The 22,427-nt window shown below is 36.7% G+C and carries 21 protein-coding genes; 9 read left to right on the forward strand and 12 right to left on the reverse strand.

What is annotated here, in order from left to right; translation table 11 throughout:
- Nucleotides 1-177: 177 nt before the first annotated feature.
- From ACFSAH_RS07530 to hemF, 3 genes are read left to right on the forward strand one after another with little or no spacing between them, the layout of a single operon-like run.
- Nucleotides 178-1,404, forward strand: coding sequence for an MFS transporter (locus ACFSAH_RS07530; RefSeq protein ID WP_379662101.1), 1,227 nt, complete (start codon nt 178-180; stop codon nt 1,402-1,404).
- Entirely contained in the window at nt 1,405-3,186 is a 1,782-nt protein-coding gene (locus tag ACFSAH_RS07535; RefSeq protein WP_379662102.1) for a chloride channel protein, read from the forward strand.
- Nucleotides 3,186-4,097, forward strand: coding sequence for an oxygen-dependent coproporphyrinogen oxidase (gene hemF, locus ACFSAH_RS07540; RefSeq protein WP_379662103.1), 912 nt, complete (start codon nt 3,186-3,188; stop codon nt 4,095-4,097). Before ACFSAH_RS07535 ends, hemF begins: the two co-directional genes overlap by 1 nt.
- Nucleotides 4,098-4,378: 281 nt before the next feature.
- On the opposite strand, the gene ACFSAH_RS07545 is transcribed toward hemF, so the two are convergent.
- Nucleotides 4,379-5,017 (reverse strand): carbonic anhydrase, encoded by a 639-nt coding sequence (locus ACFSAH_RS07545; protein ID WP_379662104.1) that lies wholly within the window; start codon nt 5,015-5,017, stop codon nt 4,379-4,381.
- 20 nt (nt 5,018-5,037) lie between these two features.
- Nucleotides 5,038-6,069, reverse strand: coding sequence for an MBL fold metallo-hydrolase (locus ACFSAH_RS07550; RefSeq protein ID WP_379662105.1), 1,032 nt, complete (start codon nt 6,067-6,069; stop codon nt 5,038-5,040).
- 257 nt (nt 6,070-6,326) lie between these two features.
- Here ACFSAH_RS07550 and ACFSAH_RS07555 point away from each other — a divergent pair, with 257 nt between their 5' ends.
- Nucleotides 6,327-7,163 carry a phosphatase PAP2 family protein gene (locus ACFSAH_RS07555; protein WP_379662106.1) on the forward strand — a complete coding sequence of 279 codons (837 nt, stop codon included), beginning with the start codon at nt 6,327-6,329 and terminating at the stop codon, nt 7,161-7,163.
- A 2-nt stretch (nt 7,164-7,165) separates the two neighbouring features.
- Here the strand turns inward: ACFSAH_RS07555 and ACFSAH_RS07560 are convergent, their stop codons facing one another.
- A complete protein-coding gene (locus ACFSAH_RS07560; protein WP_379662107.1) occupies nt 7,166-7,894 on the reverse strand; it encodes a LytR/AlgR family response regulator transcription factor in 729 nt (242 codons plus the stop codon).
- A gap of 18 nt (nt 7,895-7,912) precedes the next feature.
- Nucleotides 7,913-8,893: a sensor histidine kinase gene (locus tag ACFSAH_RS07565; RefSeq protein WP_379662108.1), complete on the reverse strand. Its 981-nt coding sequence runs from the start codon at nt 8,891-8,893 to the stop codon at nt 7,913-7,915.
- 209 nt (nt 8,894-9,102) lie between these two features.
- Between ACFSAH_RS07565 and ACFSAH_RS07570 the strand changes: the two genes are divergently transcribed.
- On the forward strand, nt 9,103-10,734 hold the full coding sequence (locus tag ACFSAH_RS07570; protein ID WP_379662109.1) for an ABC-F family ATP-binding cassette domain-containing protein: 1,632 nt from the start codon (nt 9,103-9,105) through the stop codon (nt 10,732-10,734).
- Nucleotides 10,735-10,787: 53 nt separating this feature from the next.
- Here ACFSAH_RS07570 and ACFSAH_RS07575 read toward each other — a convergent pair whose 3' ends face one another.
- The 6 genes from ACFSAH_RS07575 to ccoN all read right to left on the reverse strand — a co-directional run bounded on the left by ACFSAH_RS07575 (nt 10,788) and on the right by ccoN (nt 16,673).
- Nucleotides 10,788-11,462, reverse strand: coding sequence for a sulfite exporter TauE/SafE family protein (locus ACFSAH_RS07575; RefSeq protein WP_379662110.1), 675 nt, complete (start codon nt 11,460-11,462; stop codon nt 10,788-10,790).
- Nucleotides 11,459-11,872, reverse strand: a complete 414-nt coding sequence (locus ACFSAH_RS07580) for a FixH family protein (RefSeq protein WP_379662111.1) — start codon at nt 11,870-11,872, stop codon at nt 11,459-11,461. Before ACFSAH_RS07580 ends, ACFSAH_RS07575 begins: the two co-directional genes overlap by 4 nt.
- A 40-nt stretch (nt 11,873-11,912) precedes the next feature.
- Nucleotides 11,913-13,307: a cytochrome c oxidase accessory protein CcoG gene (ccoG, locus tag ACFSAH_RS07585; protein WP_379662112.1), complete on the reverse strand. Its 1,395-nt coding sequence runs from the start codon at nt 13,305-13,307 to the stop codon at nt 11,913-11,915.
- Nucleotides 13,308-13,408: 101 nt separating this feature from the next.
- The gene (locus ACFSAH_RS07590; RefSeq protein WP_379662113.1) at nt 13,409-14,341 is read right to left on the reverse strand and encodes a cbb3-type cytochrome c oxidase N-terminal domain-containing protein; all 933 of its coding nucleotides are present in this window, start codon (nt 14,339-14,341) and stop codon (nt 13,409-13,411) included.
- A 10-nt stretch (nt 14,342-14,351) separates the two neighbouring features.
- Nucleotides 14,352-14,525: a hypothetical protein gene (locus ACFSAH_RS07595; protein WP_379662114.1), complete on the reverse strand. Its 174-nt coding sequence runs from the start codon at nt 14,523-14,525 to the stop codon at nt 14,352-14,354.
- Between the two features lie 27 nt (nt 14,526-14,552).
- Nucleotides 14,553-16,673: a cytochrome-c oxidase, cbb3-type subunit I gene (gene ccoN, locus ACFSAH_RS07600; RefSeq protein WP_379662115.1), complete on the reverse strand. Its 2,121-nt coding sequence runs from the start codon at nt 16,671-16,673 to the stop codon at nt 14,553-14,555.
- A 255-nt stretch (nt 16,674-16,928) separates the two neighbouring features.
- Between ccoN and ACFSAH_RS07605 the strand changes: the two genes are divergently transcribed.
- The 3 genes from ACFSAH_RS07605 (at nt 16,929) to ACFSAH_RS07615 (ending at nt 19,624) form a co-directional block, all read left to right on the forward strand.
- On the forward strand, nt 16,929-17,261 hold the full coding sequence (locus ACFSAH_RS07605; protein WP_379662116.1) for a hypothetical protein: 333 nt from the start codon (nt 16,929-16,931) through the stop codon (nt 17,259-17,261).
- Between the two features lie 104 nt (nt 17,262-17,365).
- Complete coding sequence (locus ACFSAH_RS07610) at nt 17,366-18,982, forward strand: SulP family inorganic anion transporter (protein ID WP_379662117.1); 1,617 nt, start codon at nt 17,366-17,368, stop codon at nt 18,980-18,982.
- A gap of 12 nt (nt 18,983-18,994) precedes the next feature.
- Nucleotides 18,995-19,624, forward strand: coding sequence for a carbonic anhydrase (locus ACFSAH_RS07615; RefSeq protein WP_379662118.1), 630 nt, complete (start codon nt 18,995-18,997; stop codon nt 19,622-19,624).
- A gap of 116 nt (nt 19,625-19,740) precedes the next feature.
- On the opposite strand, the gene ACFSAH_RS07620 is transcribed toward ACFSAH_RS07615, so the two are convergent.
- Together ACFSAH_RS07620 and ACFSAH_RS07625 are read right to left on the reverse strand one after the other, a co-directional pair.
- Nucleotides 19,741-21,147, reverse strand: a complete 1,407-nt coding sequence (locus tag ACFSAH_RS07620) for an aspartate ammonia-lyase (protein ID WP_379662119.1) — start codon at nt 21,145-21,147, stop codon at nt 19,741-19,743.
- Between the two features lie 101 nt (nt 21,148-21,248).
- Entirely contained in the window at nt 21,249-21,707 is a 459-nt protein-coding gene (locus ACFSAH_RS07625) for a hypothetical protein (RefSeq protein ID WP_379662120.1), read from the reverse strand.
- Nucleotides 21,708-21,925: 218 nt separating this feature from the next.
- Between ACFSAH_RS07625 and ACFSAH_RS07630 the strand changes: the two genes are divergently transcribed.
- Nucleotides 21,926-22,309, forward strand: a complete 384-nt coding sequence (locus ACFSAH_RS07630) for an acyl-CoA thioesterase (RefSeq protein WP_379662121.1) — start codon at nt 21,926-21,928, stop codon at nt 22,307-22,309.
- The last annotated feature ends 118 nt before the right edge of the window (nt 22,310-22,427 follow it).

Genomic DNA, 22,427 nt, shown 5'->3' on the forward strand with positions numbered 1-22,427 from the left:
CCTGATAAAGGCACTGGCAGATAGCGGGTATTGCACAGTTTTTTCTGAATAGCTCTTATACTTAGATGTCTTCCTTTCAGAAGCAGTACCAGAAAAGAAATATTAAAATATAAATTTAAACAGGTTCACCATTTTTTTTAAATTTTTCGCAAGTTTGAACTTTCAAACCAATAATGTATGGATTCCCCTTCTGGAACTAAAAAAAATGTCACCTTTTTAATTTTGGTAGCTTCTCTGGGCTATTTTGTTGACATGTACGACCTGGTGCTTTTCTCGGTTATCCGGGTAGCCAGCTTAAAAAGCATTGGTGTAGCCGATGCTGATCTCCTCTCTGTAGGAGTTACACTCATTAACTCTCAAATGATAGGGATGCTTGTTGGCGGTTTACTTTGGGGTATTTGGGGCGATAAAAAAGGACGTTTACAAGTACTATTCGGTTCTATTTTAATGTACTCCATCGCCAATATTGCTAACGGATTTGTAACAGACGTTACCACTTATGCTATTATCAGGTTTATTGCCGGAGTGGGACTTGCAGGCGAACTGGGAGCAGGAATAACCTTAGTTACTGAAAGCATGAGCAAAGAAAAAAGAGGTTACGGAACCATGCTGGTTGCATCTATAGGCCTATTAGGTGCTGTAGTTGCAGGTTTAATTGGAGACAAATTTGCCTGGCAAACAGCTTATTTTATTGGTGGCGGCATGGGACTAATATTACTGGTTTTAAGAATTGGTGTATTTGAATCGGGCATGTTTCATAAAATCCAAGATAAGAAAGTAAAAAAAGGCGACTTCATGATGATTTTAGGCAACTGGAAACGTTTTAAAAAGTACCTTAACTGCACCCTTATAGCTCTACCCACCTGGTTTGTTGTGGGTATATTGGTTACTTTCGCTCCTGAATTTGGAAAAGAACTGGGCGCCACAGAGCCCTTAAGTGCCGGTAAAGGAATTATGTTTACTTATCTGGGAATTTCTTTGGGCGATGTACTTTCTGGTTTATTAAGCCAGTATTTTAAAACAAGAAAAAAAGTAGTGGCAGGTTTCCTGATAGCTACATTGGTGAGCGTACTCATTTACCTCTTCACCCAAAACATGACCACAGAAAAGTTTTATTTGATATGCGTGTTATTAGGTCTTTCTACTGGTTTTTGGGTAATATTTGTAACTATTGCCTCAGAACAGTTTGGCACTAACCTTCGGGCAACGGTAACTACTACAGTTCCAAACTTTATCAGAGGATCACTTGTTGTGGTAACATTAAGCTTCGAAGGGTTAAAAGCTCCATTGGGAATTATAAACGCAGCATTGGTTGTAGGCATTACCTGTATAACCATCGCTTTCATATCTGTTTATAACCTGGAAGAGACCTACGGGAAAGACCTTGATTATATAGAAGAATAAATGAAATATTTAAGACAGCATAGAATAGCCATACGGTACCTCAATCAGCATCTTTCAAGAAATCAGTTCTTGATATTATCCGGGATACTCGTTGGCCTTTCTGCTGGCACTGCGGCAGTATTTCTCAAAAGTGCGGTTCATTATATTAATCTGTTAACCGAAACACAACTCGAGATCTTCAGCTACCCCTACCTCAACTTATTCCTTCCACTTATAGGAATATTACTGACTGTATGGGTGGTCAAAAGATTTTTAAAAGGAAAAGATGGTAAAGGAATTGCCAATATTTTACAGGATATCTCTCAGCGTTCAGGCGTAGTACCTAAATACAAAATATATTCTCAGGTAATTACAAGTGCATTAACGGTAGGTTTTGGAGGTTCTGCCGGATTAGAAAGCCCCATTGCTGTTACAGGTGCGGCAATAGGGTCCAACTACGCCAGAACATACAGAATGACTTATCGGGAACGCATCCTTTTACTGGCATGTGGAGTAGCGTCGGGTATTGCAGCTGCATTTAATGCTCCCATAACAGGGCTCATGTTTGCTTTTGAGGTAATCCTGGTAGGGGTTGTGTTTTCAGATTTCATTCCCCTTATTATTTCCACCGTATCGGCCACCCTCTTATCTAAAATTATCCTTAACGATGATATCCTGTTTGAATTTAAAAGCCTGCGGGAATTTGATTATATCAATGTTCCTTTATACATATCACTTGGTATCTTCAGTGGACTCGTCTCGGTTTATTATTCCCGGATAACTAAAAAGATAGACTTCTTTTTTCACGATTACCTTCAATGGAACGCCTATTACAAAGCTATTTTTGGTGGACTCATCATCGCCCTGCTCTGTTTTTTATTTCCACCATTATTTGGCGAGGGCTACCAAAGTATTAAATATTTAGCATCTAACACCCCGCAGGAAATATTAAAGGGTACTTTTTTTAATTTCAGCGGCTATAATCAATGGACTATCATCCTATTTTCAGGACTCATTATCCTCACCAAAGTTTTAGCCACCTCTATCACATTGGCAAGCGGAGGCAGCGGAGGTAATTTTGCACCATCATTGTTTACGGGTGCATTTATGGGGTTCTTTTTCTCCTCAGCGATCAACCTTTTAGGATTCAGGCAAATCCCCGTAGATAATTTCACTTTAGTAGGGATGTGTGGCATACTCAGTGGGGTAATGTATGCTCCCTTAACCGGAATTTTCCTGATTGCCGAAATCACCGGAGGGTACGACTTAATAATTCCTCTGATGATAGTAGCTACCTCATCATACATTATAGCTAAATTTTACGAACCCCATTCCATGGATGTAAAAGAGCTGATAAAAGGCAAAAAAATATTTACAGAGAACTACGATGACAACATTATTTCCCTGATTAAAATACACGAAATTATTACGAAAGATTATGTCTCTGTAACCGAAGACAGCACCTTAGCCCAATTAAGTGAACTGTTCAAAAACTCGGATCATAATATTATCGTCATAAATGATCATCATGGACAATACAAAGGTTTTATCGTTTTTGATAAAGTAAGGAAGTTATTACTAGACCATAACCTTCAGCAAGACCATATTACGGCACAGGAGCTTATTCAAAAAGACATAGAAAAGCTGGATAGCAACGCTTCAATCAATCAGATTATTGACATTTTCGACAAAACAGATATCCGATTAATTCCTATCTTCGAAGATGGAGTTTTTGAAGGCTTTGTCTCCAAAAACCTCTTGCTAACTGCTTACAGGATAAAATTAAAGTTAACACTTAACTAATGCTGAAAAAAGAACAAATCGCCGAAGAATACAAAAAGATACAATCAGAGATTACCCATGGACTCGAAAAACTGGACGGTATCTCCATCTTTGAAGAAGAAAACTGGGAAAGACCAGGTGGCGGTGGTGGCAGAACACGTGTTATCCAAAATGGAGATTTAATAGAAAAAGGAGGCGTTAACTTTTCTGCAGTACATGGTATATTACCAGAAGCTATTAAGAAAGCCTTTAAAACAGATAAAGACGAGTTTTTTGCTACCGGAGTGTCCATAGTGCTGCATCCGCATAATCCCTGGGTTCCTATCATTCACATGAACATCAGATATTTTGAAATGGATGCTAACAACGGCGAATCGTTAAGGTGGTTTGGAGGCGGCATTGATGTAACTCCGCATTATGTTATAGAAGAGGATGCTCAGTTTTTTCACCAGCATATCAAATCAGTCTGCGATAGATCATCAGCGGAGTTTTATCCTAAATTCAAAAAATGGGCAGATGATTATTTTTTCATCAAACACCGACATGAAACCCGTGGAATAGGTGGTATATTTTACGACAGACTGACACCGCAAAACACAGGTCTGTCTTATGAAAACATTTTTGAATTTTCTAAAAACGTGGGACGGTCTTTTGTTCCAATATACACTCATCTGGTAGAAAATAATCGGGATAAATCTATAACAGAGCAGGATAAACAATGGCAATACATTCGACGGAGTCGTTATGCAGAATTCAATCTGGTTTATGACTCGGGTACTAAATTTGGTTTAGAAACAGACGGTCGGATAGAATCTATTTTAATGAGTATGCCTCCTATGGCCTCCTGGGTATACGACTATAAACCAGAAAACGGGAGTCTGGAAGAAAAAACGCTGAACCTTTTAAAAAAGGATATTAATTGGGTGGGATAATATTGAAATAGACTAAAAGATATAATAACCTATTAAACTGTAATAAAGGCAATCCATTGTTGGACACTTTTTTCTTTTAATTACACTTTTTGATCACCAATAGGTTTTACATAAAATACCTTTATTTATATTTTTAAGTGATAAACATATTTCGAAAAGCATCCCAACAAGCAAAAAATGGAAGCCTTGCCTCAACACTGTATTCTGAAGCCAAAGAGAAAGAAAAGATGAGTGGCAAAACAATAAAGTTAACCACCACTCATCTTCTATAAAGGAATAAATTATCTTACGCCCAAATCGTAAATTTCTCTGGTCTCTTCCAATATATGATCAGAATCTATATCCAGATCAATCAGTTGGCCACTATGAATGTCAAATACCCAACCATGTACATAAGGATATCCGGTATTCAGATAAGCCTTTTGCAATGCTGCAGTTTTAATGATGTTAATACATTGTTCGCTTACGTTAAGCTCTACCAGTTTTTTATATTTCTCCTCCTCATCTGTAATCGCATTCAACGTATCTTTATGTAATCTGTACACGTCTCTGATATTTCTGAGCCATGGATTTAAAATTCCCAAATCTTTAGCTTCCATTGCCGCTTTTACTCCTCCACAGTTGTAATGCCCGCATACAACCACATGTTTCACCTTCAAATGGCTAATGGCATACTCAATTACCGCAGCAGAGTTGATGTCATTATTAGGAACCAGATTAGCTATATTCCGGTGTACAAACATCTGCCCTGGTTCTGTACCTGTTAATTCCTCTGCACTCACTCTACTATCACTACAACCTATGTACAATATTTCTGGAGACTGCCCTTTAGATAAATGACTAAAGAAATCTTTATCTGTAGATTTTTTTGATTCTACCCATTTTTTATTGTTCTCAAAAATTTGCTTATATAGTTTCATAATTATTTATATGTGTTTGTTTATTGCCACCATTTTATTTTGCTGCTATGATTCAGCTCAAATATTTCGCCAAGTTGGGGTAAACAGTAATTCACGTGTGTATGTTCAGCTTCGGCTACAAATCTTTCTACAGGTTCCGTCCACGTATGTTGCGCCAATGCAAATCCGCCCCAATGTACAGGCATTATATTTTTTGCATTTACCTCAATAGCCGCTCTCACAGATTCTTCCGGGTACATATGTATCTGATGCCACTGCTCATTATATTGTCCACATTCCATAAATGCAAAGTCAAAAGAACCAAATCTGGCACCTATCTCTTTAAAATGGGATCCGTAACCGCTATCGCCACTAAACCAAATCTTTTCTACATCCGTCTCCAGCACCCAGCCTCCCCAGGTTGATTTAGCTCTATCTTTTAACCCACGTCCTGAAAAATGCCGGGTGGGTGTAAAAGTAACACCTATTTTGTTAAAAATATGTTTATCCCACCAATCAAATTCTATTATTTTATTGGCGTCTATCCCCCATTTCTCCAGATGTCGGGCTACTCCTAAAGCCACATAATAACAAGAAACTTTATCTTTTAACTTTTGAATGCTGTGATAATCCAAATGATCATAATGATCGTGAGAAAGCAAAACCAGATCAATAGAAGGTAAGCTATCAATAATTTGCAACGTATTTTCTGAAAACCTTTTGATAGGAAATGGCGATATAGGCGCAGCATTATTCCCAAACATGGGATCTATTAAAACATTCATTCCGTTAATACGGAGCAACAATACCGAATGCCCGTACCAAACCGCTTTTATTTTTTCAGGATGACTATTAAATTGCTCCGCATCAAAAGGTATCACCTCTAATTTATGAAGCGGATATCTGCCTTCTGTAGCAAAGAATTGCTTATAAAGCAGCTGAGGCAGCTTATTTAAACCAATTTCTAACGTGGTTGGCTCTAAGTTTTCAAAGTGTTTACCGTTCCAGTTTGCCGACCGGGCATATCTATTCAGATCAGTCTTAGATGGCTTTGCCCCAAATTGTTTAAGCATTCTTTGTTTGATATGTAAATTTCGGATTTGTAAAGAAACTGATTTTTGAAGAACTAATTGTCATCTGAAGCTTAGTTTTTTGTTTCGGGGAGCCAAAACCTATCCTGTTAAGTTGCTATTTCCCGATCCTGTTGTCAATAGATTGTGCCCAGTCATCAAGCTTTTTTTTCTATTATTTTTCAGTTATTAAGATTTGTTGCCATAAATAAGAAAGAACTGTTTTGAACAACCTGATTTATAGATTCATTTTTTTTGTCTTGTCTTTTTTTCTCATCTCCTATCAAGCTAATGCCCAGGAAAACAGAATAACAGATTCAACTAAAGTAGATTTTCAGGTAACCGATAGCCTCAAAAACGTCCTCAATACACCATTCTTGTCTATCAAAAAAGAAAATACGTTATCAGAAACCATTACTCCTAATACCAATACAATTAGCTATTACAACAAACCCCAGGCGAGTAATCTTATTGTCCCAACCGCATTAATTTCATACGGAGTAACAGCCCAATTTGTTAAACCAATACAAAGTATAGATTATGACACCCGCAGTCTGGTCACCGATAAGGTATCCAGAAATTACAAAATAGACAATTACACACAATATCTTCCCAGCGTTGGAATTTATGCCTTTGATCTGATGGGCTTTAAAGCTAAGCACAGCTTTGCCGACAGAACTATATTATTAGTTACCTCTCATATCCTTATGTGTGCCACTGTTCAAACTATTAAACACAATGCACATGTTATGCGACCAGACGGTTCTAACAATAAATCGTTTCCTTCGGGGCATACAGCTACAGCCTTTGTAGGTGCACATATTCTTTTCAAAGAATATAAAGACACTAATCCCTGGATTGGTATTGGAGGTTACCTTGTTGCTACTGCTACAGGTGCAATGCGTGTAGTAAATCAGAAACATTGGGTTAGCGATGTTGCTGCAGGTGCAGGTATCGGTATTTTAACCGCCGAGGCTGGTTACCTGCTATTACCATCTATTCACAAGGTTTTAGGTATAAAAGAGCCGGGTAAAAGTACTATAGCACCGACTATTGTAGCCAATACATACGGATTAAAACTATCTAAATCTTTCTGATACTATTTACTGAACAGCTTTTTATTCACAACAATTTCAAAAAGATCATCTCTTCTATACTTAGAAAGTGGCAATTCCTGTCCTTTTACATACACCCGCCCCCCTCTCACACTTTCAATCTGTGAAAGGTTAACTAAAAAGGACTTATGTATTCTAAAAAAAGACCCCTTAGGTAAAATTTCCTCTGCAAAAGTCATCGTTTGATGTATCATGTAGGATTTATCTTCTAAATGGATATTAACATAATTTTGTACCGATTCCAGATACAATATATCTCTCCAAAACAACCGTACAAACCTATCTCCCTGTTTAATATAAATATCTTCATGAGCTTTATCTGATTGTTTTGATAATAACAACTGAGAATAAAAAATATCTCTGGCCTTCTGCGCCGCCTGAAAAAAGCGTTGAAATGCCATGGGTTTCAACAAATAATCTACCACATTTAACCTAAAACCTTCTAAAGCATATTCAGAATAGGCTGTGGTTATAATAACCAAGGGGGGATTCTTAAGGGATTCTAAAAACTCCAACCCGTTAAGGTTAGGCATATTGATGTCTAAAAACATCAAATCTATTTCTTGAAGTTTAAGTACTTCGGCCGCTTCTATAGCGGAGAATGAAGTATCTGCAATTTCCAAAAAATCCAACTTATCAATGTATAAACCAATTCCTTCTATAGCTCCCGGCTCATCATCAACAATTAAACAACGTAGTTTAAGCTCTTTCATAACTGATTCTTTATCTCTTTAAATAATAACGAGATTGGTTTTATAGACTGTATCTGTTTCCTGTACGGTAAACCTGTGTCTATCCGGATATTGTAACTCCAGACGCTTTCGTACATTTTCCAAACCTATTTTTGGACTATTATAATTATTCTCCGGACAACTCAATTTAGAGTTTTCCACTTCAAAAGCGATTTTTTCACCATCCTGTACTAACGAAATATTGATATAACCTTTCTGCGATTTAGACCTAGACACATACTTGAAAGCATTTTCTATAAATATAATCAATAAAAGTGGGGGGATCTGTACATCTGGTTTTTGTATTTCCCAGCTACAGGTTACCTCTAAGGTATCTTCCCATCTGTACTTTTCTACCTCTATATAGTTGTTCATAAAATCCACATCATCTCTCAAACTTACCATCTCTTTATTAGTACATTGTAACTGATAACGCAATATATCAGAATACTTCAATAATAAACACGAAGCTAAGTCTGTATTTTTATGTATAAGAATGTGTATATGATTTAAAACATTAAACATAAAATGAGGGTTTATCTGCGATTTTAAAGATTGCAACTGCATTTCTAAATGCACTTTTTGCAATTTCAGATGCTGCTCATATAACTTCAAATGTTGGAAATAAGACTTTAGCCCGCCAAATCCTAAATTTATCAAAAAAGACAACGGTAAAAACTCAAGGACATTTGTAAATAAAGAATCTCTATCTTCTTCATCAAAAGTAGGTATAAAACCGTTATCTTCCAGATAATAAAACCCATGCTGAAGAGCTCCCAGAATTAACCCCTGTAGAATCGCCATTCCCAATAACTGTGCAACTATAAGCCCTACCTTCCCTTTTTCTATAGATTTAGGCAGTATACGATTACATAAAAAGTATGTTGTAGAAACAAGTACACTCGAAAAAGACACCCAGGATAACAACTTAAGAATAAATAACGGGTAATCAGTATTATCGGTTATCCATATAATAGACATAATAATCACCCATAGTAAAAAGAAGACCCTATTGAATCCCTTGAGCCTGTGTTTTCTCATAATGCGAAAATAATATATATAATGCGAATGATAAACGACGATTTTTTGAACCCAGTACTTTTTCCTTATCAACACACACTTAAAAAAAATCTATCTCCAAACATTCAGTAATCCGCTTATATTTGCGCAAATTTTAATTCAGGTAAATCGTGATTAACGTAAATAACATTTCTGTATCCTTTGGAGGCACAACACTCTTTAGTGACGTAACATTTTCTATTAATGAGAATGACAAAATAGCGCTTATGGGCAAAAATGGCGCAGGCAAGTCTACCTTATTAAAAATAATAGCAGGTGCAGGTCAGCCTACCAGTGGCAGTGTAACAGGTCCAAAAAATGCAGTTATTGCTTATTTACCGCAACATTTATTAACTAAAGATAACGTAACCGTATTTGAAGAAACCTCTAAAGCTTTTGACGAGGTATATAAAATGCGTGATGAGCTGGACCAACTTAACGAACAGCTGACCATACGTACCGATTATGAGAGCGACGATTATATGAAACTCATTGAGCGAGTATCTGAGCTAAGCGAAAAATACTACTCTATAGAAGAAACTAATTACGATGCCGAAGTAGAAAAAGTATTGAAAGGGCTAGGCTTTGAACGTTCTGATTTCACCCGTCAAACCTCTGAATTTTCCGGAGGATGGCGTATGCGTATTGAACTGGCTAAAATTTTATTAAAAAAGCCAGATCTTATTTTACTGGATGAGCCAACAAACCACATGGACATCGAAAGTATCCAATGGCTGGAAGAGTTTTTACTTCATTCTGCAAAAGCAGTAATTGTTATCTCTCACGACAGGGCTTTTGTTGACAATATCACCAACAGAACCATTGAAGTAACCATGGGGCGTATTTACGATTACAAAGCAAAATACAGTCATTACCTGGAGCTTAGGAAAGAACGCCGCCAGCATCAGCTAAAAGCTTACGAAGAGCAACAGCGTTTTATTGCCGATACACAAGAATTTATAGAACGCTTTAAAGGAACCTACTCAAAAACATTACAGGTACAATCACGTGTAAAAATGCTTGAAAAGCTGGAGATTATAGAGGTGGATGAAGTAGATAATTCTGCTTTACGCTTGAAATTCCCTCCTTCCCCACGCTCTGGTAATTACCCGGTTATTGTAGAGGACTTAAGTAAATCTTATGGAGAGCACACCGTGTTTGAAAAAGCAAACCTGATTATTGAACGTGGCCAGAAAATAGCTTTCGTAGGGAAAAACGGCGAAGGAAAATCGACCATGATCAAAGCGATTATGGGTGAGATAGATTTTGACGGATCTTTAAAAGTAGGGCATAATGCCAAAATTGGTTATTTTGCACAAAACCAGGCTGCGCTTTTAGATGAGGACTTAACCGTTTATGAAACTATAGACCAGATTGCTGTTGGTGATGTACGCGTTAAAATTAAAGACCTACTTGGCGCATTTATGTTTAGCGGTGACGACACTACCAAAAAAGTAAAAGTGCTTTCTGGCGGAGAGAAAACCCGTTTAGCCATGATTAAACTTTTATTGGAACCAGTAAACGTACTCATCCTGGATGAACCTACCAACCACCTGGATATGAAAACCAAAGATATTATTAAAGAGGCTCTTCAAGATTTTGACGGCACCATTATACTGGTATCTCACGACAGGGACTTCTTAGATGGCCTGGCAGAAAAGGTATTCGAATTTGGTAACAAACGCGTACGCGAGCATTTTGAGGATATTAAAGGCTTTCTCGAATACAAAAAAATGAGCAGCTTAAAGGAAATTGAACAGTAAGTGATTTCTTAGCTGTTTGCACCCAATTTTTATTTGAAAGATACGTCCTTTTGTTAGCGACAAATAGCTTCTGTCCCGTTAATAACGGGACTTAAAAAAGGTATATCCAAAGAAAGTCCCCGCAGAATAAACCAAATACCCAAAAAAAGAGAAAGGATGGGTAAAATGTTATTGATTGTTTTCCTGACCGATGCTCCTGCAAAACTGACTCCTACCGCAGCAGCAAACATAAGTGGTAAAGTACCTAGACCAAAACAAAACATAAACAGAGCAGATTGATATGCACTTGTACTATTTATGGCAGTTGCTAGCGCTATGTACACAAAAGCACAAGGTAAAAATCCATTTAAAACACCTATTATAAAATGTCCGTATTTATTCCGAATGGCTTTGCTTATTATATTATTGATAAAAGGGAAATTATATATACTTAACCGGGAGTTGGGTTTGAGTCTGATAATGGAATACACAACTATAACTAATCCACACACAACACTTAGCGTTTGCTGAAATCCGGCTATCCAAATTCTTTTTCCCAGCATACCTACCAGTAAACCTAAAAAGGCATAACTTATAGCTCTGCCCAACTGGTAAATCAACTTATCAATGACTACTAACCATCTTTTTTTATCTCCATTTGGGATAGCAAATGCTAACGGTCCGCACATACCTACACAATGTAAACTACCAAATAGTCCAATAAAAAAAGCTAGCTGTAGATGGTTCATTGAACAAATATATTCTGTTCGTACAAATATGAAGTTCCCTTAGAGTACCATTTTGCGATCATTTTCCATTCTCCTTTCGCTAAATCTTTGGTTGTAATTTCTATATCACTATCTGCTACAGCAAAAGATTTATCCAATTTATTATCCGAAGGCCTGTACAAAGTGACTTTTCCTGAATCTAAAGCACTAAACTTTACTTTTAGCATTTCGTCCATAAGCTCTACCATAGGCTTCGCCTCATCTTTATAAACATTTTGTTTCTGCTCCATCTCAATATCATAAGTCAGACCTTTTTCATAATAGTCTTTATCGTAGCTATCATCCGGAGATTTTATCATAGCCACTACCAAAGCCAGCACAAACAACATAAATGCGCCTAAACCTAATACAATACCTTTCCCCCAATTCATATTATTATTTTTTATACACTTTTTATAACTTAATGGCTATTTACTTTTTTATCTTTCCTATTGGACCCAGAAAATTAGTTTTTATTTCATAAGATTCTTCTCCATTCTCTATCACTTTCAACTTCACCTGATTTTTAGCCTGCTTGATCTTATCTTTAGGTATAAGCAAAAAGAAAGTTCCTTTCTTAGTAGACTCCTTTTCCAAGCTATCTATAGGTTGTACCCATTTCACTATCATATCATCATCTGCACCTTTCAAATCTACTTTTACCGTATTGGTGGTTTTATTAATAAACTCACCATTATATAAATTACTAATGTACCCACCTTCCTGTTCCTGATATAACATTCCACCAGCTCTTAGTACAATAGCATCTACATTTTTTTGTGAAGCAACAAAATACCCTAATACACTTAACATCACTACTATTACCAGGGAATAAGCCTTCATCCGAGTAGTAAATGTAGGTTTCTTATGATTTTCTATCATTTCTTCCGAATAATATCCTATCAAGTTTCTCGGCTTGTTAATTTTATCCATCACCTGATTACAGGCGTCTATGCATTGCGTACAGTTTACACATTCTAGCTGTGTTCCTTTACGGATATCTATTCCTGTTGGACAAACTGCTACACATAGATTACAATCTACACAATCTCCTTTTTTGGAATCTGTATCGGTATCTTGTTTTCTTATCCTTCCTCTAGGTTCGCCTCTTACATAATTATAAGCTACTGCCAACGAGTTTTTATCTAACAAAACACCTTGTAAGCGCCCATAGGGACAAGCAACAATACAAACCAACTCCCTCATCTTACTAAATACCAGGTAAAAAGCCAGGGTAAAAAGCCAGATACTTATAAAACCTACAATATGCTCCAATGGTGGTGCTGTTATTATGGCCCACAATTCGTTACTACCTATAATATAGGACAAGAAAGTATTGGCTATTACGAAAGAGATAATGATATAAAGCCCATGTTTAAGGGTTTTCTTTCTAATTTTATCTGCTGTCCACTCTGCTTCATCTAGTTTTTTACGGGCTGCTGGCTCCCCTTCTATCCATATTTCTATTTTCCTGAATACCATCTCCAAAAAGATAGTCTGAGGACAGACCCAACCGCAAAACACTCTACCAAATGCTATGGTAAAAAGTACGATGCTAACTAAACCCGTTAACATCGCTAACGCAAAAATAAAATAGTCCTGAGGCCAAAAAACCTGACCAAAGATGACAAATTTACGTTCGATAATATTAAAAAGCAGAAATTGATGTCCGTTAACCCTGATTAAGGGTGCGGCAAACAGAAAAGCTAAAAGTGTATAACCTAAAATACTTCTATAGCGATAGAACTTATCTTTTCTGACCAAAGGGTATAACCATCTTCTCTTCCCACTTGCTTCTACAGTACTATGAAATTGAATTTCTTCCACTACGATTATGTTTTAAGTCAATACACTTTTAAAAACTAAATGTGTTAGGTTAATCTGGAATACAGAAGGTATTAAAGAGTTTTTAATACCTTCTGTATTTCTTATGAAGCAGTAGAGTCCTGAGCAACCGGAGCCTCTTCCTCTTCTTCTCCTGTATCATGTACACCCTGAGCTTCTTTTGCTCCAGGAGGATTGGTACCTCTTAATGATTTGATATAGCTTGCTACATCTGCGATCTCTTTAGGAGTCAACTGTTTTTCCCAGGAAATCATTCCTTTTTCAGGAACTCCATACTTAATGGTTTTAAAAATATTCTTAATGGTTCCTCCATGCAGCCAGTAATCATCTGTAAGATTTGGACCTACAGTTCCTTGTCCTTTATCTCCGTGGCAAGCGACACAGTTTTTCACATATATTGCTGCACCTGAGCTCAACACAGAAGCTTCAGTAGATATTTTCACAGTATTTTCATCTACCAAATTTGCGGATTTTGCAAGAAAGACTGCTTTAGCTGCTTCTGCTTTTTCCATTTCCACTGCGTACTCCTCATCTTGCAGTTTTCCTATTTTAAAGACATGGAAGTTTAACAGGTAAACAACTGCAAAAATAATTGTACCATAAAAAAGATACATAAACCAACCTGGTGTTGGATTATCCAGTTCTTTAATTCCATCGAACTCATGAGCAATTTCCAAATCTTTCTCTTCTGAAAGCGGACGTAAGGATAATAGCTTCTGCCAAAACGTACGTTTTTCTTTTACTGGAACAGTAGTGTTTACCACTTCGCCAGCGTTCACTTCTTCTCCTACCGGTTTGGTCGCTTCAGAATCCTTTAGCAAGATAGCTGCCATCACTTTGAAAGTGTTAAGCAATACCAAACATACTATAAGGATAAGAACCAGAGTAAGTATTATTGCACCTACCCCTATATAATTCATCAACTCTGTATGAGTCATTTTCGTTTCCCCTCCAAATGCACTCCCAGCGCCAAAGAATATGGTTATAAATAAAATGGTTGAGCCTAGTTTTTTCATAATTCTATTGTTATGCATTTGTCTGATTTTCACTTTCCAGCGGAATCTGACTCATATAATTAATATGTGCCTTTTTCATTCTGAACAGTACTATTGTTGCGCCTATAAAAAAGGCGACAAAGATCAGGAGTGAGACCAAAAGATAGATCTCGTCTCCCGCCAGGTTACTAAGTTGTTTAAACATACCCTATATTTTTTTGATGTTTATCTATCAGTTCTTTTTATCTGCTTTGATATCCACCCCTAGCCTTTGCAAATAGGCTATAATGGCTACCATTTCTGATGTAGGCGAAACTTCTATATTATCAGCTTTCAATCCCGCCGCAATTTCGTTTGCTTGTTTCATCAAATCCTGATTGGCTATTTTTTCAAATCCTTCGGCATACGGTACTCCTATTTTTCTTAGTGCTTTGATTTTTGGTGCTGTAGTAGTTGTGTCTACTTCCTGTACAGCCAACCAATCATATGCCGGCATAATACTTCCCGGAGTCATACTTGCAGGATCTATCAGGTGATTGAAATGCCATGCGTGACTATATTTTCCTCCAACTCTATGTAAATCGGGACCTGTACGTTTTGATCCCCACAAGAAAGGATGATCATATACGAATTCTCCGGCTTTACTATATTCTCCGTACCTCTCTGTTTCACTTCTGAAAGGTCTAACTGTTTGCGAGTGGCAGTTAACACAACCTTCTTTAATATAAAGGTCTCTACCTTGTACCTCTAATGGTGTATAAGGTTTTACACTTGCTATGGTAGGTACGTTAGAGCTGATAAAGAATGTAGGTACCATTTCTACAATACCACCTATTAATATAACAATTAAACTCACTACCAGCATAGCCATTGGTTTACGTTCCAAAACTTTATGCCAAAACTCTCCCTGTGCTGGTTTTTCTTCCACAGGTAATGGTAACGCTTCTGCATATTCCTGTTCTACCAAACTTCCTGCTCTTGCTGTTTTCACCAGATTATATGCCATAATAAGCACACCACCCAAATACATGGCACCACCTAATGCTCTTAGCATATGCATAGGAATAATCCTGATCGTAGTTTCTATAAATGCAGGATATTTAAGCATACCTTCTTCCGTAAACTCTTTCCACATTAAACCTTGAGTAAAACCACTCCAATACATAGGTATAGCGTAAAACAGGATTCCTAATGTTCCAATCCAGAAGTGAACAGAAGCTAGTTTTTTAGAGTACAGTTCTGTTTTATAGATTCTGGGGATTAACCAGTACATTACACCAAATGTTAAGAAACCGTTCCATCCCAGCGCACCAACGTGAACGTGAGCAACAATCCAATCGGTAAAGTGTGCAATAGCATTAACCTCTTTTAAAGAAAGCATTGGTCCTTCAAAAGTTGCCATACCGTAAGCGGTTAAAGCTACCACCATAAATTTCAGGGTAACATCATCTCTTACTTTATCCCACGCTCCTCTTAATGTTAACAATCCATTAATCATACCCCCCCAGCTTGGTGCAATCAACATAATTGAAAATGCTACACCTAATGATTGTGCCCAGCCTGGTAAAGATGTATACAACAAATGGTGTGGACCAGCCCATATATAAATAAATATGAGAGACCAGAAGTGAAGAATACTCAGTTTATAGGAATAAACCGGTCTGTTTGCCATTTTAGGCAAGAAATAGTACATCAACCCTAAATAAGGTGTGGTTAAGAAAAATGCTACTGCATTATGTCCGTACCACCACTGTACCAAAGCATCCTGTACTCCGGCGTACAAATAATAACTTTTAAAAGCTGAAACCGGAATCTCAAACGAGTTAACAATATGCAATACTGCAACGGTTACGAAAGTGGCTATATAAAACCAGATTGCAACATAAAGATGTTTTTCTCTACGTTTAAATATAGTACCAAACATATTGATACCAAACACTACCCATATAACAGTAATAGCAATGTCAATAGGCCATTCTAACTCTGCATATTCATGCGAGGTTGTTAAACCCAATGGTAAAGTAATTGCGGCAGCAACAATAATTAATTGCCAACCCCAAAAATGGATTTTGCTGAGTACATTGCTGTACATACGGGCTTTAAGAAGCCTTTGTAACGAGTAATAAACTCCCATAAAAATGGCATTACCCACAAAGGCAAAAATTACCGCATTGGTGTGTAAAGGCCTAATTCGTCCAAAAGTTGTGTATTGAGAACCTAAATTTGCGGCAGGACTGAACAGCTGTGTTGCTGCAAGTAAACCTACCAGCATTCCGATTATCCCCCATACCATGGTGGCAATCGCAAAGTCCCTCACAATCTTGTTGTCGTAGTAAAATTTGTCAGGTTGCATAAATTTATCGCTTTATTGATGGTGTAAAACTATCGGATGTTTCATGACAATAGAATGACCTAAAGCTTTTCGAAATATGAGGATAATCACTTTTTAGCAATTGAGAGTCGTTTTTGATTAAAACATCTTCAAATCTTGATTATGCTTTAGACACAAAAAAGTCATATAATTTCTCTTTTTTATAATTTTTTACAACTTAATATTTGTTTTTTACAACAGAATATTATTTTTGTTAAAAGATGACTTTGAACACAAATGTCTAGAAGCACCTATATAAAAAAGAAAATATCTGTATTCTTCCTTTTAATCTTTGCGGTTAAAATGGTGCTTTCTATTGCTCCGGTTTTTGTAGAAATCGACCGCTCTACAGTAAATGCTGTTATTTTACAACTAGAGTTAGAAAACGAGACTCACGAAACAGCTAAAGACACAAAATCACTTAAAAAATCGGAAGTAAATGACCTTTACGAGATGTGTTTGCTTCCTATTGAAATGGATGTTAAAGTAAAATATCACATCAAACCACGTAATTACGTAGCGTCATTCTTTCCTTCGGTTCCCACACCGCCTCCTAACATATTCTGTTAATTATTTATAAGTAAAAACTCTTCGTGGTTTTTATCAGTCGAAATTATATCGCTGGTTTTGTTTAGGAACTGAGCGAATGTTTAAACTTTTATTGATTAACAAGGATGAAAAAAGAAAATATTTCTTTGTTTCCAAGCTTTCAATTTTCTAAATATTTGAATGCAGGAACAATAAAAAAAGATTTATCCTCAAGTATTGTCGTTTTTTTAGTGGCACTACCTTTATGTTTGGGTATTGCATTGGCTTCCGGAGCCCCTTTATTCGCCGGACTGTTAACAGGTATTATTGGCGGAATTGTGGTTGCTGCTTTCAGCGGTTCGCAGTTAAGCGTCAGTGGCCCCGCTGCCGGACTTACGGTGATTGTATTAAACTCGATATCGAGCCTGGGCACATACGAAAGCTTTTTATTAGCTGTTGTATTAGCTGGTCTGATACAAATTGTTCTGGGAATTGTTAAAGCGGGTAGTATTGCTAATTATTTTCCTTCTGCCGTTATTGAGGGTATGTTGGCCGCCATCGGAATCATACTCATTTTAAAGCAAATTCCCCATGCACTGGGTTACGATGCAAGTTATTTCTCTGATGAGGCTTCAACAGGAGAAACAGGTACTTTTAGCGCTATTGTCACAGCTGTTCAGAATCTGGAACCGGGAGCATTATTTGTAACTCTTGCTTCTTTAGCCATACTTATCTTTTGGCCACGGTTTAAAATACTAAGTAAATTACCGGCTCCACTAATGGTAGTTGCCGTAGGTATTGCATTGGCTTTGCTGTTCAACGGATCAGCTTTGTCTTTATCTAAAGAACACCTTGTTCAGGTTCCTGTTATCTCCAATTTTATGGAGTTCCAAAATCTGTTTATTTTCCCTGATTTTGGCTCACTCTTCAATTCTCAGGTCTGGACAGTAGCATTCACTATTGCCATTGTTGCCTCTTTGGAAACATTGTTGAGTATTGAAGCTGTCGATAAAATAGATAAACAAAAAAGAGTATCGCCAACCAATCGCGAACTATTTGCACAAGGTATTGGTAATACAGTAAGTGGTATGTTAGGCGGATTACCTATGACATCTGTTATTGTACGGTCATCGGCTAATGTAAACTCTGGAGGGCAAACCAAAATGTCGGCTATTTTTCATGGTATCTGGATTATTGTGGCTCTTGCCATTATTCCACAAATCATCAATATGATTCCATTAGCTTGTCTTGCCGCCATATTGCTTTTTACAGGATACAAATTGGCAAATATTTTCCTTTTCAAAAAAATGTGGGCAAACGGAAAAGATCAATTCATTCCGTTTATCACCACTATTATTGCTATTGTAGCCACTGACTTATTAATGGGAGTTGCTATTGGAATGCTCATTGGTGTTTACTACCTGTTAAGGGCAAATCTGCGAAACCCCTATTTTGGAAAGGTTGTTAATGAACAAAAAAAGCTTCATTTAAAATTATCTGAAGAGGTTTCTTTCCTTAACAAAGGAGCTATACGTTATACCTTATCACATATTCCTCATGGAGCCAAAGTTATTATTGATGGCTCTAATTCTAAGTATATTGACAGAGATGTTCTGGAAATTATAGAAAATTTCCATGCCTCTGCCCATAACAGGAAAATTGATGTTGAATTGATTAATATCAGGCCAACTTATGTTTTGCCTAAGTTAGAAGACACTATTTCTAACACTAAATTCCTAGTAGACAGCAACAAACAAATTTAAAATCTTAAAACAATGCCAGATACCAGATATACAGAATCTTTATTACAGAATAATAGAGACTGGGTTACCAAAACCCTACAAGAAAACGAACTGTTTTTTGAAAACTTAGCTTTAGGACAAAGTCCTCCCATTTTTTGGATAGGTTGTTCAGATAGCCGTGTCCCTGCCAATCAGATCACAGGAACCAAAGCAGGAGATATTTTCTCACATAGAAATATTGCAAATGTGGTTTCACACAATGATCTTAATCTATTAAGTGTGTTAGAATATGCGGTTAATTTCTTAAAGGTAAAACACATTATTGTTGGCGGACATTATTGTTGCGGTGGTGTTGAAGCTGCCATGGGCAATAAAAATCTTGGACTCATAGATCATTGGCTCGGGAACATAAAAGAGGTTTACCGAATGAACCAAAAAGAGGTGGACTCGATTACCGTTCCTGAGGATCGTCTAAAAAAAATGGTTGAACTTAATGCTAAAGATGGCATCAGAAAGCTGGGAAAAACAGGAATTATTCAGAACGCCTGGTTAAATAATCAGGATTTACAACTGCATGCCTGGGTTTTTGATGTTAAAACAGGTATACTAAAAGACCTGAATGTATCTTGCCATGATCATGATAGTTATGATAAAATATTCTGATTTTTTTAATATGAATTTGTTGTAGTTGGTTTAAAGCGGAGGGATTCTTTACATGAATAAGAAAAGAATTTCCTCCGCTTGTTTGTTGGTTCTATATATTTTGAATGGATCCCCTATTATTGAGCCAAAGCTCCCGGTCCTAACATATTTATAGGATCTAAGATTTTATCCAGTTCTTCCTTGCTTAGCAACTGGTAATGTAGCACCAAATCATATACACTTGTATTATTTTCTAATGCTTCTTTTGCTATTTTAGTACTATTCTTGTAGCCTATATGAGGGTTTAAAGCAGTAACTATCCCTATAGAATTTAATACGCTGGCTTTACATCTTTCTTCATTTGCTGTTATGCCAACAATACATTTATCTACAAATGTTTCTAAACCATTTTGTAATATCTGGATAGATTCGAACAGCGAATAAGCAATCACAGGCTCCATTACATTCAGTTGTAACTGCGCATTTTCTGATGCCATAGTAATAGTTAACTCATTCCCTATAACCTTATAACAAATTTGATTTACTACTTCAGGAATTACCGGATTTACTTTCCCTGGCATAATAGAAGATCCCGGCTGCATTGGAGGCAGATTAATTTCAAAAAGTCCGGTTCTTGGTCCTGATGTCAACAATCTTAAATCATTACATATCTTAATCAGCTTTAAACTAATTTTTTTCAACACAGACGCATAAGCTACAAATCCGGTAGTATCTGAAGTTGCCTCCACCAAATTTACTGCTTTTGTTACGTTTTCACCTGTAATTGTTGATAGGTGTTTAGCACAGCTCTCCGAAAAACCTTCCACAGCACACAAACCTGTACCAATAGCTGTAGCTCCCATGTTTACCTCTAAAAAGTCCTGAGCAGCATTATTCAATACCGCTATTTCTTTTTCCAGAGTATAAGCAAAAGCATCAAACTCTTGTCCTAAAGTCATAGGTACCGCATCTTGAAGCTGAGTGCGTCCCATTTTAAGAACTTTACTAAATTCTTGTGCTTTTACTCTTAAGGCATCAGCAGTTTTTTTAAGACTTATTGCCAGCGGCTTATTCATTTCAAATAATGCCAGCTTAATTGCCGTTGGATAAGCATCATTAGTGGATTGTGATAGATTCACATGATCGTTAGGCGAACAGTGCTGGTATTCACCTTTCTGATGTCCCATCAATTCCAATGCCCTGTTAGCTATAACCTCGTTGGCATTCATATTGGTTGAAGTTCCGGCTCCTCCCTGCATTAAATCTATCGGAAACTCTCCAGACAAAGCACCATCTATTATTTCTTTAGCTGCTTTTTCTATAGCAAAGAAAATCGGAGAAGGTAATATACCTAATTCGTAATTAGCCTTGGCAGCAGCTAATTTTGTTTTAGCAAGCCCCTTTACAAATTCCGGATAATGACTAACAGTTTGTTTAGAAATATCAAAATTTTCTAATGCTCTTTGCGTCTGTACTCCATAATATACGTGAAGGGGCACCCGCTTCTCTCCCAGGAGATCTGTTTCAATTCTATGGTTTTCCATGTTTTTTTTCAAAATAACCCCAATGTTAGCCAAAAATAATGGAAACCGTCAAATCGAATTTTAATTTAGTACACTATCAACGAGCTAAAAAATATTTATTTCTATTGTTTGCTTATTTTAACATAGCGCTCTATATTCACCCTGTTTATACCTAAATCAGAGATTTTCTCTACGCCTTGCTGAATAAGTGTATCATTTTTAATAGCTATTTCAAAACTGAAGGAGTTACCTTCCCAATCCCTATAATTACAATATTCCAGATTTTCGGTATACATATTACCTTCTAAAGAATAAGTTCCACCACCTACTGTGAAAATTGGATTTTCAGACTTTCCTTTATTCAAATCATGATTTAAGAAAGAGAAATGGGTTGTGTTAATCATCTTTATTCCTTTTTGATGATTGGTATAATCAACAAATGTGGTATCTCCTTTTTCTATAGTCATTCCCGAAATCAGCTTCCAGGTTCCTATAATTTCTTTTTGGTACAGGGATTCCTTATTTTTTTCTATACATGACACCAGAGACAATACAGATAAAGACAGGTATATTTTTTTCATGGTTTAATAATAAAACGGACTGTTTTAACAAAAACAGTCTGATTACCACAAACATACTATTTCTTTGACACTTATATAATAAATAAAATCCGACTGTTTTATTTTTTATTAAATGCAACTCTGACCGAACAAAACAGCTTCTGTTTAAAAGATGATATGTAAAAATAAAATTACTGATGAATTAACATTCCGCCATAAATACACGGTATATTTGATATATGAGCAGAGAAGAAAAAATTAAGGCTGCGCGTACCAGCGTGTTCAAAACGGTATTCCCTGATATAACCAACCACCACAATACTATGTTTGGAGGGGCGGTAATGGCTATGATGGACGAAATTGCTTTTATTACGGCTACCAGATATGCCAGAAAAGCATTTGTTACGGTAGGCTCTGAGCATATAAGTTTTTTAAAGCCTATTCCGGCCGGAAGCTTTATTGAGTTAATTGGCAGTATTATACATATTGGAAATTCGAGTATAAAGGTACTTGTTGAAGCTTACGTAGAAGATATGTATTCTGATTATCGTGTAAAAGCAGCCTCGGGCGAGTTTACATTGGTTGCTGTTGATAAAAGCATGAAACCTATAAGAATAGAATAAGTAGAACCTTGATAGGGAGTGTAACGCGAACTGTGTCATTCCAAAATTAACGCCTCTCAAAATCCTCTATTTTCCTGAAGGATTCTTTCACCAAATTTAATAAATAGTTGTGAGAATG

Source organism: Pseudopedobacter beijingensis, from assembly GCF_042678145.1.
Taxonomy (GTDB): domain Bacteria; phylum Bacteroidota; class Bacteroidia; order Sphingobacteriales; family Sphingobacteriaceae; genus Pseudopedobacter; species Pseudopedobacter beijingensis.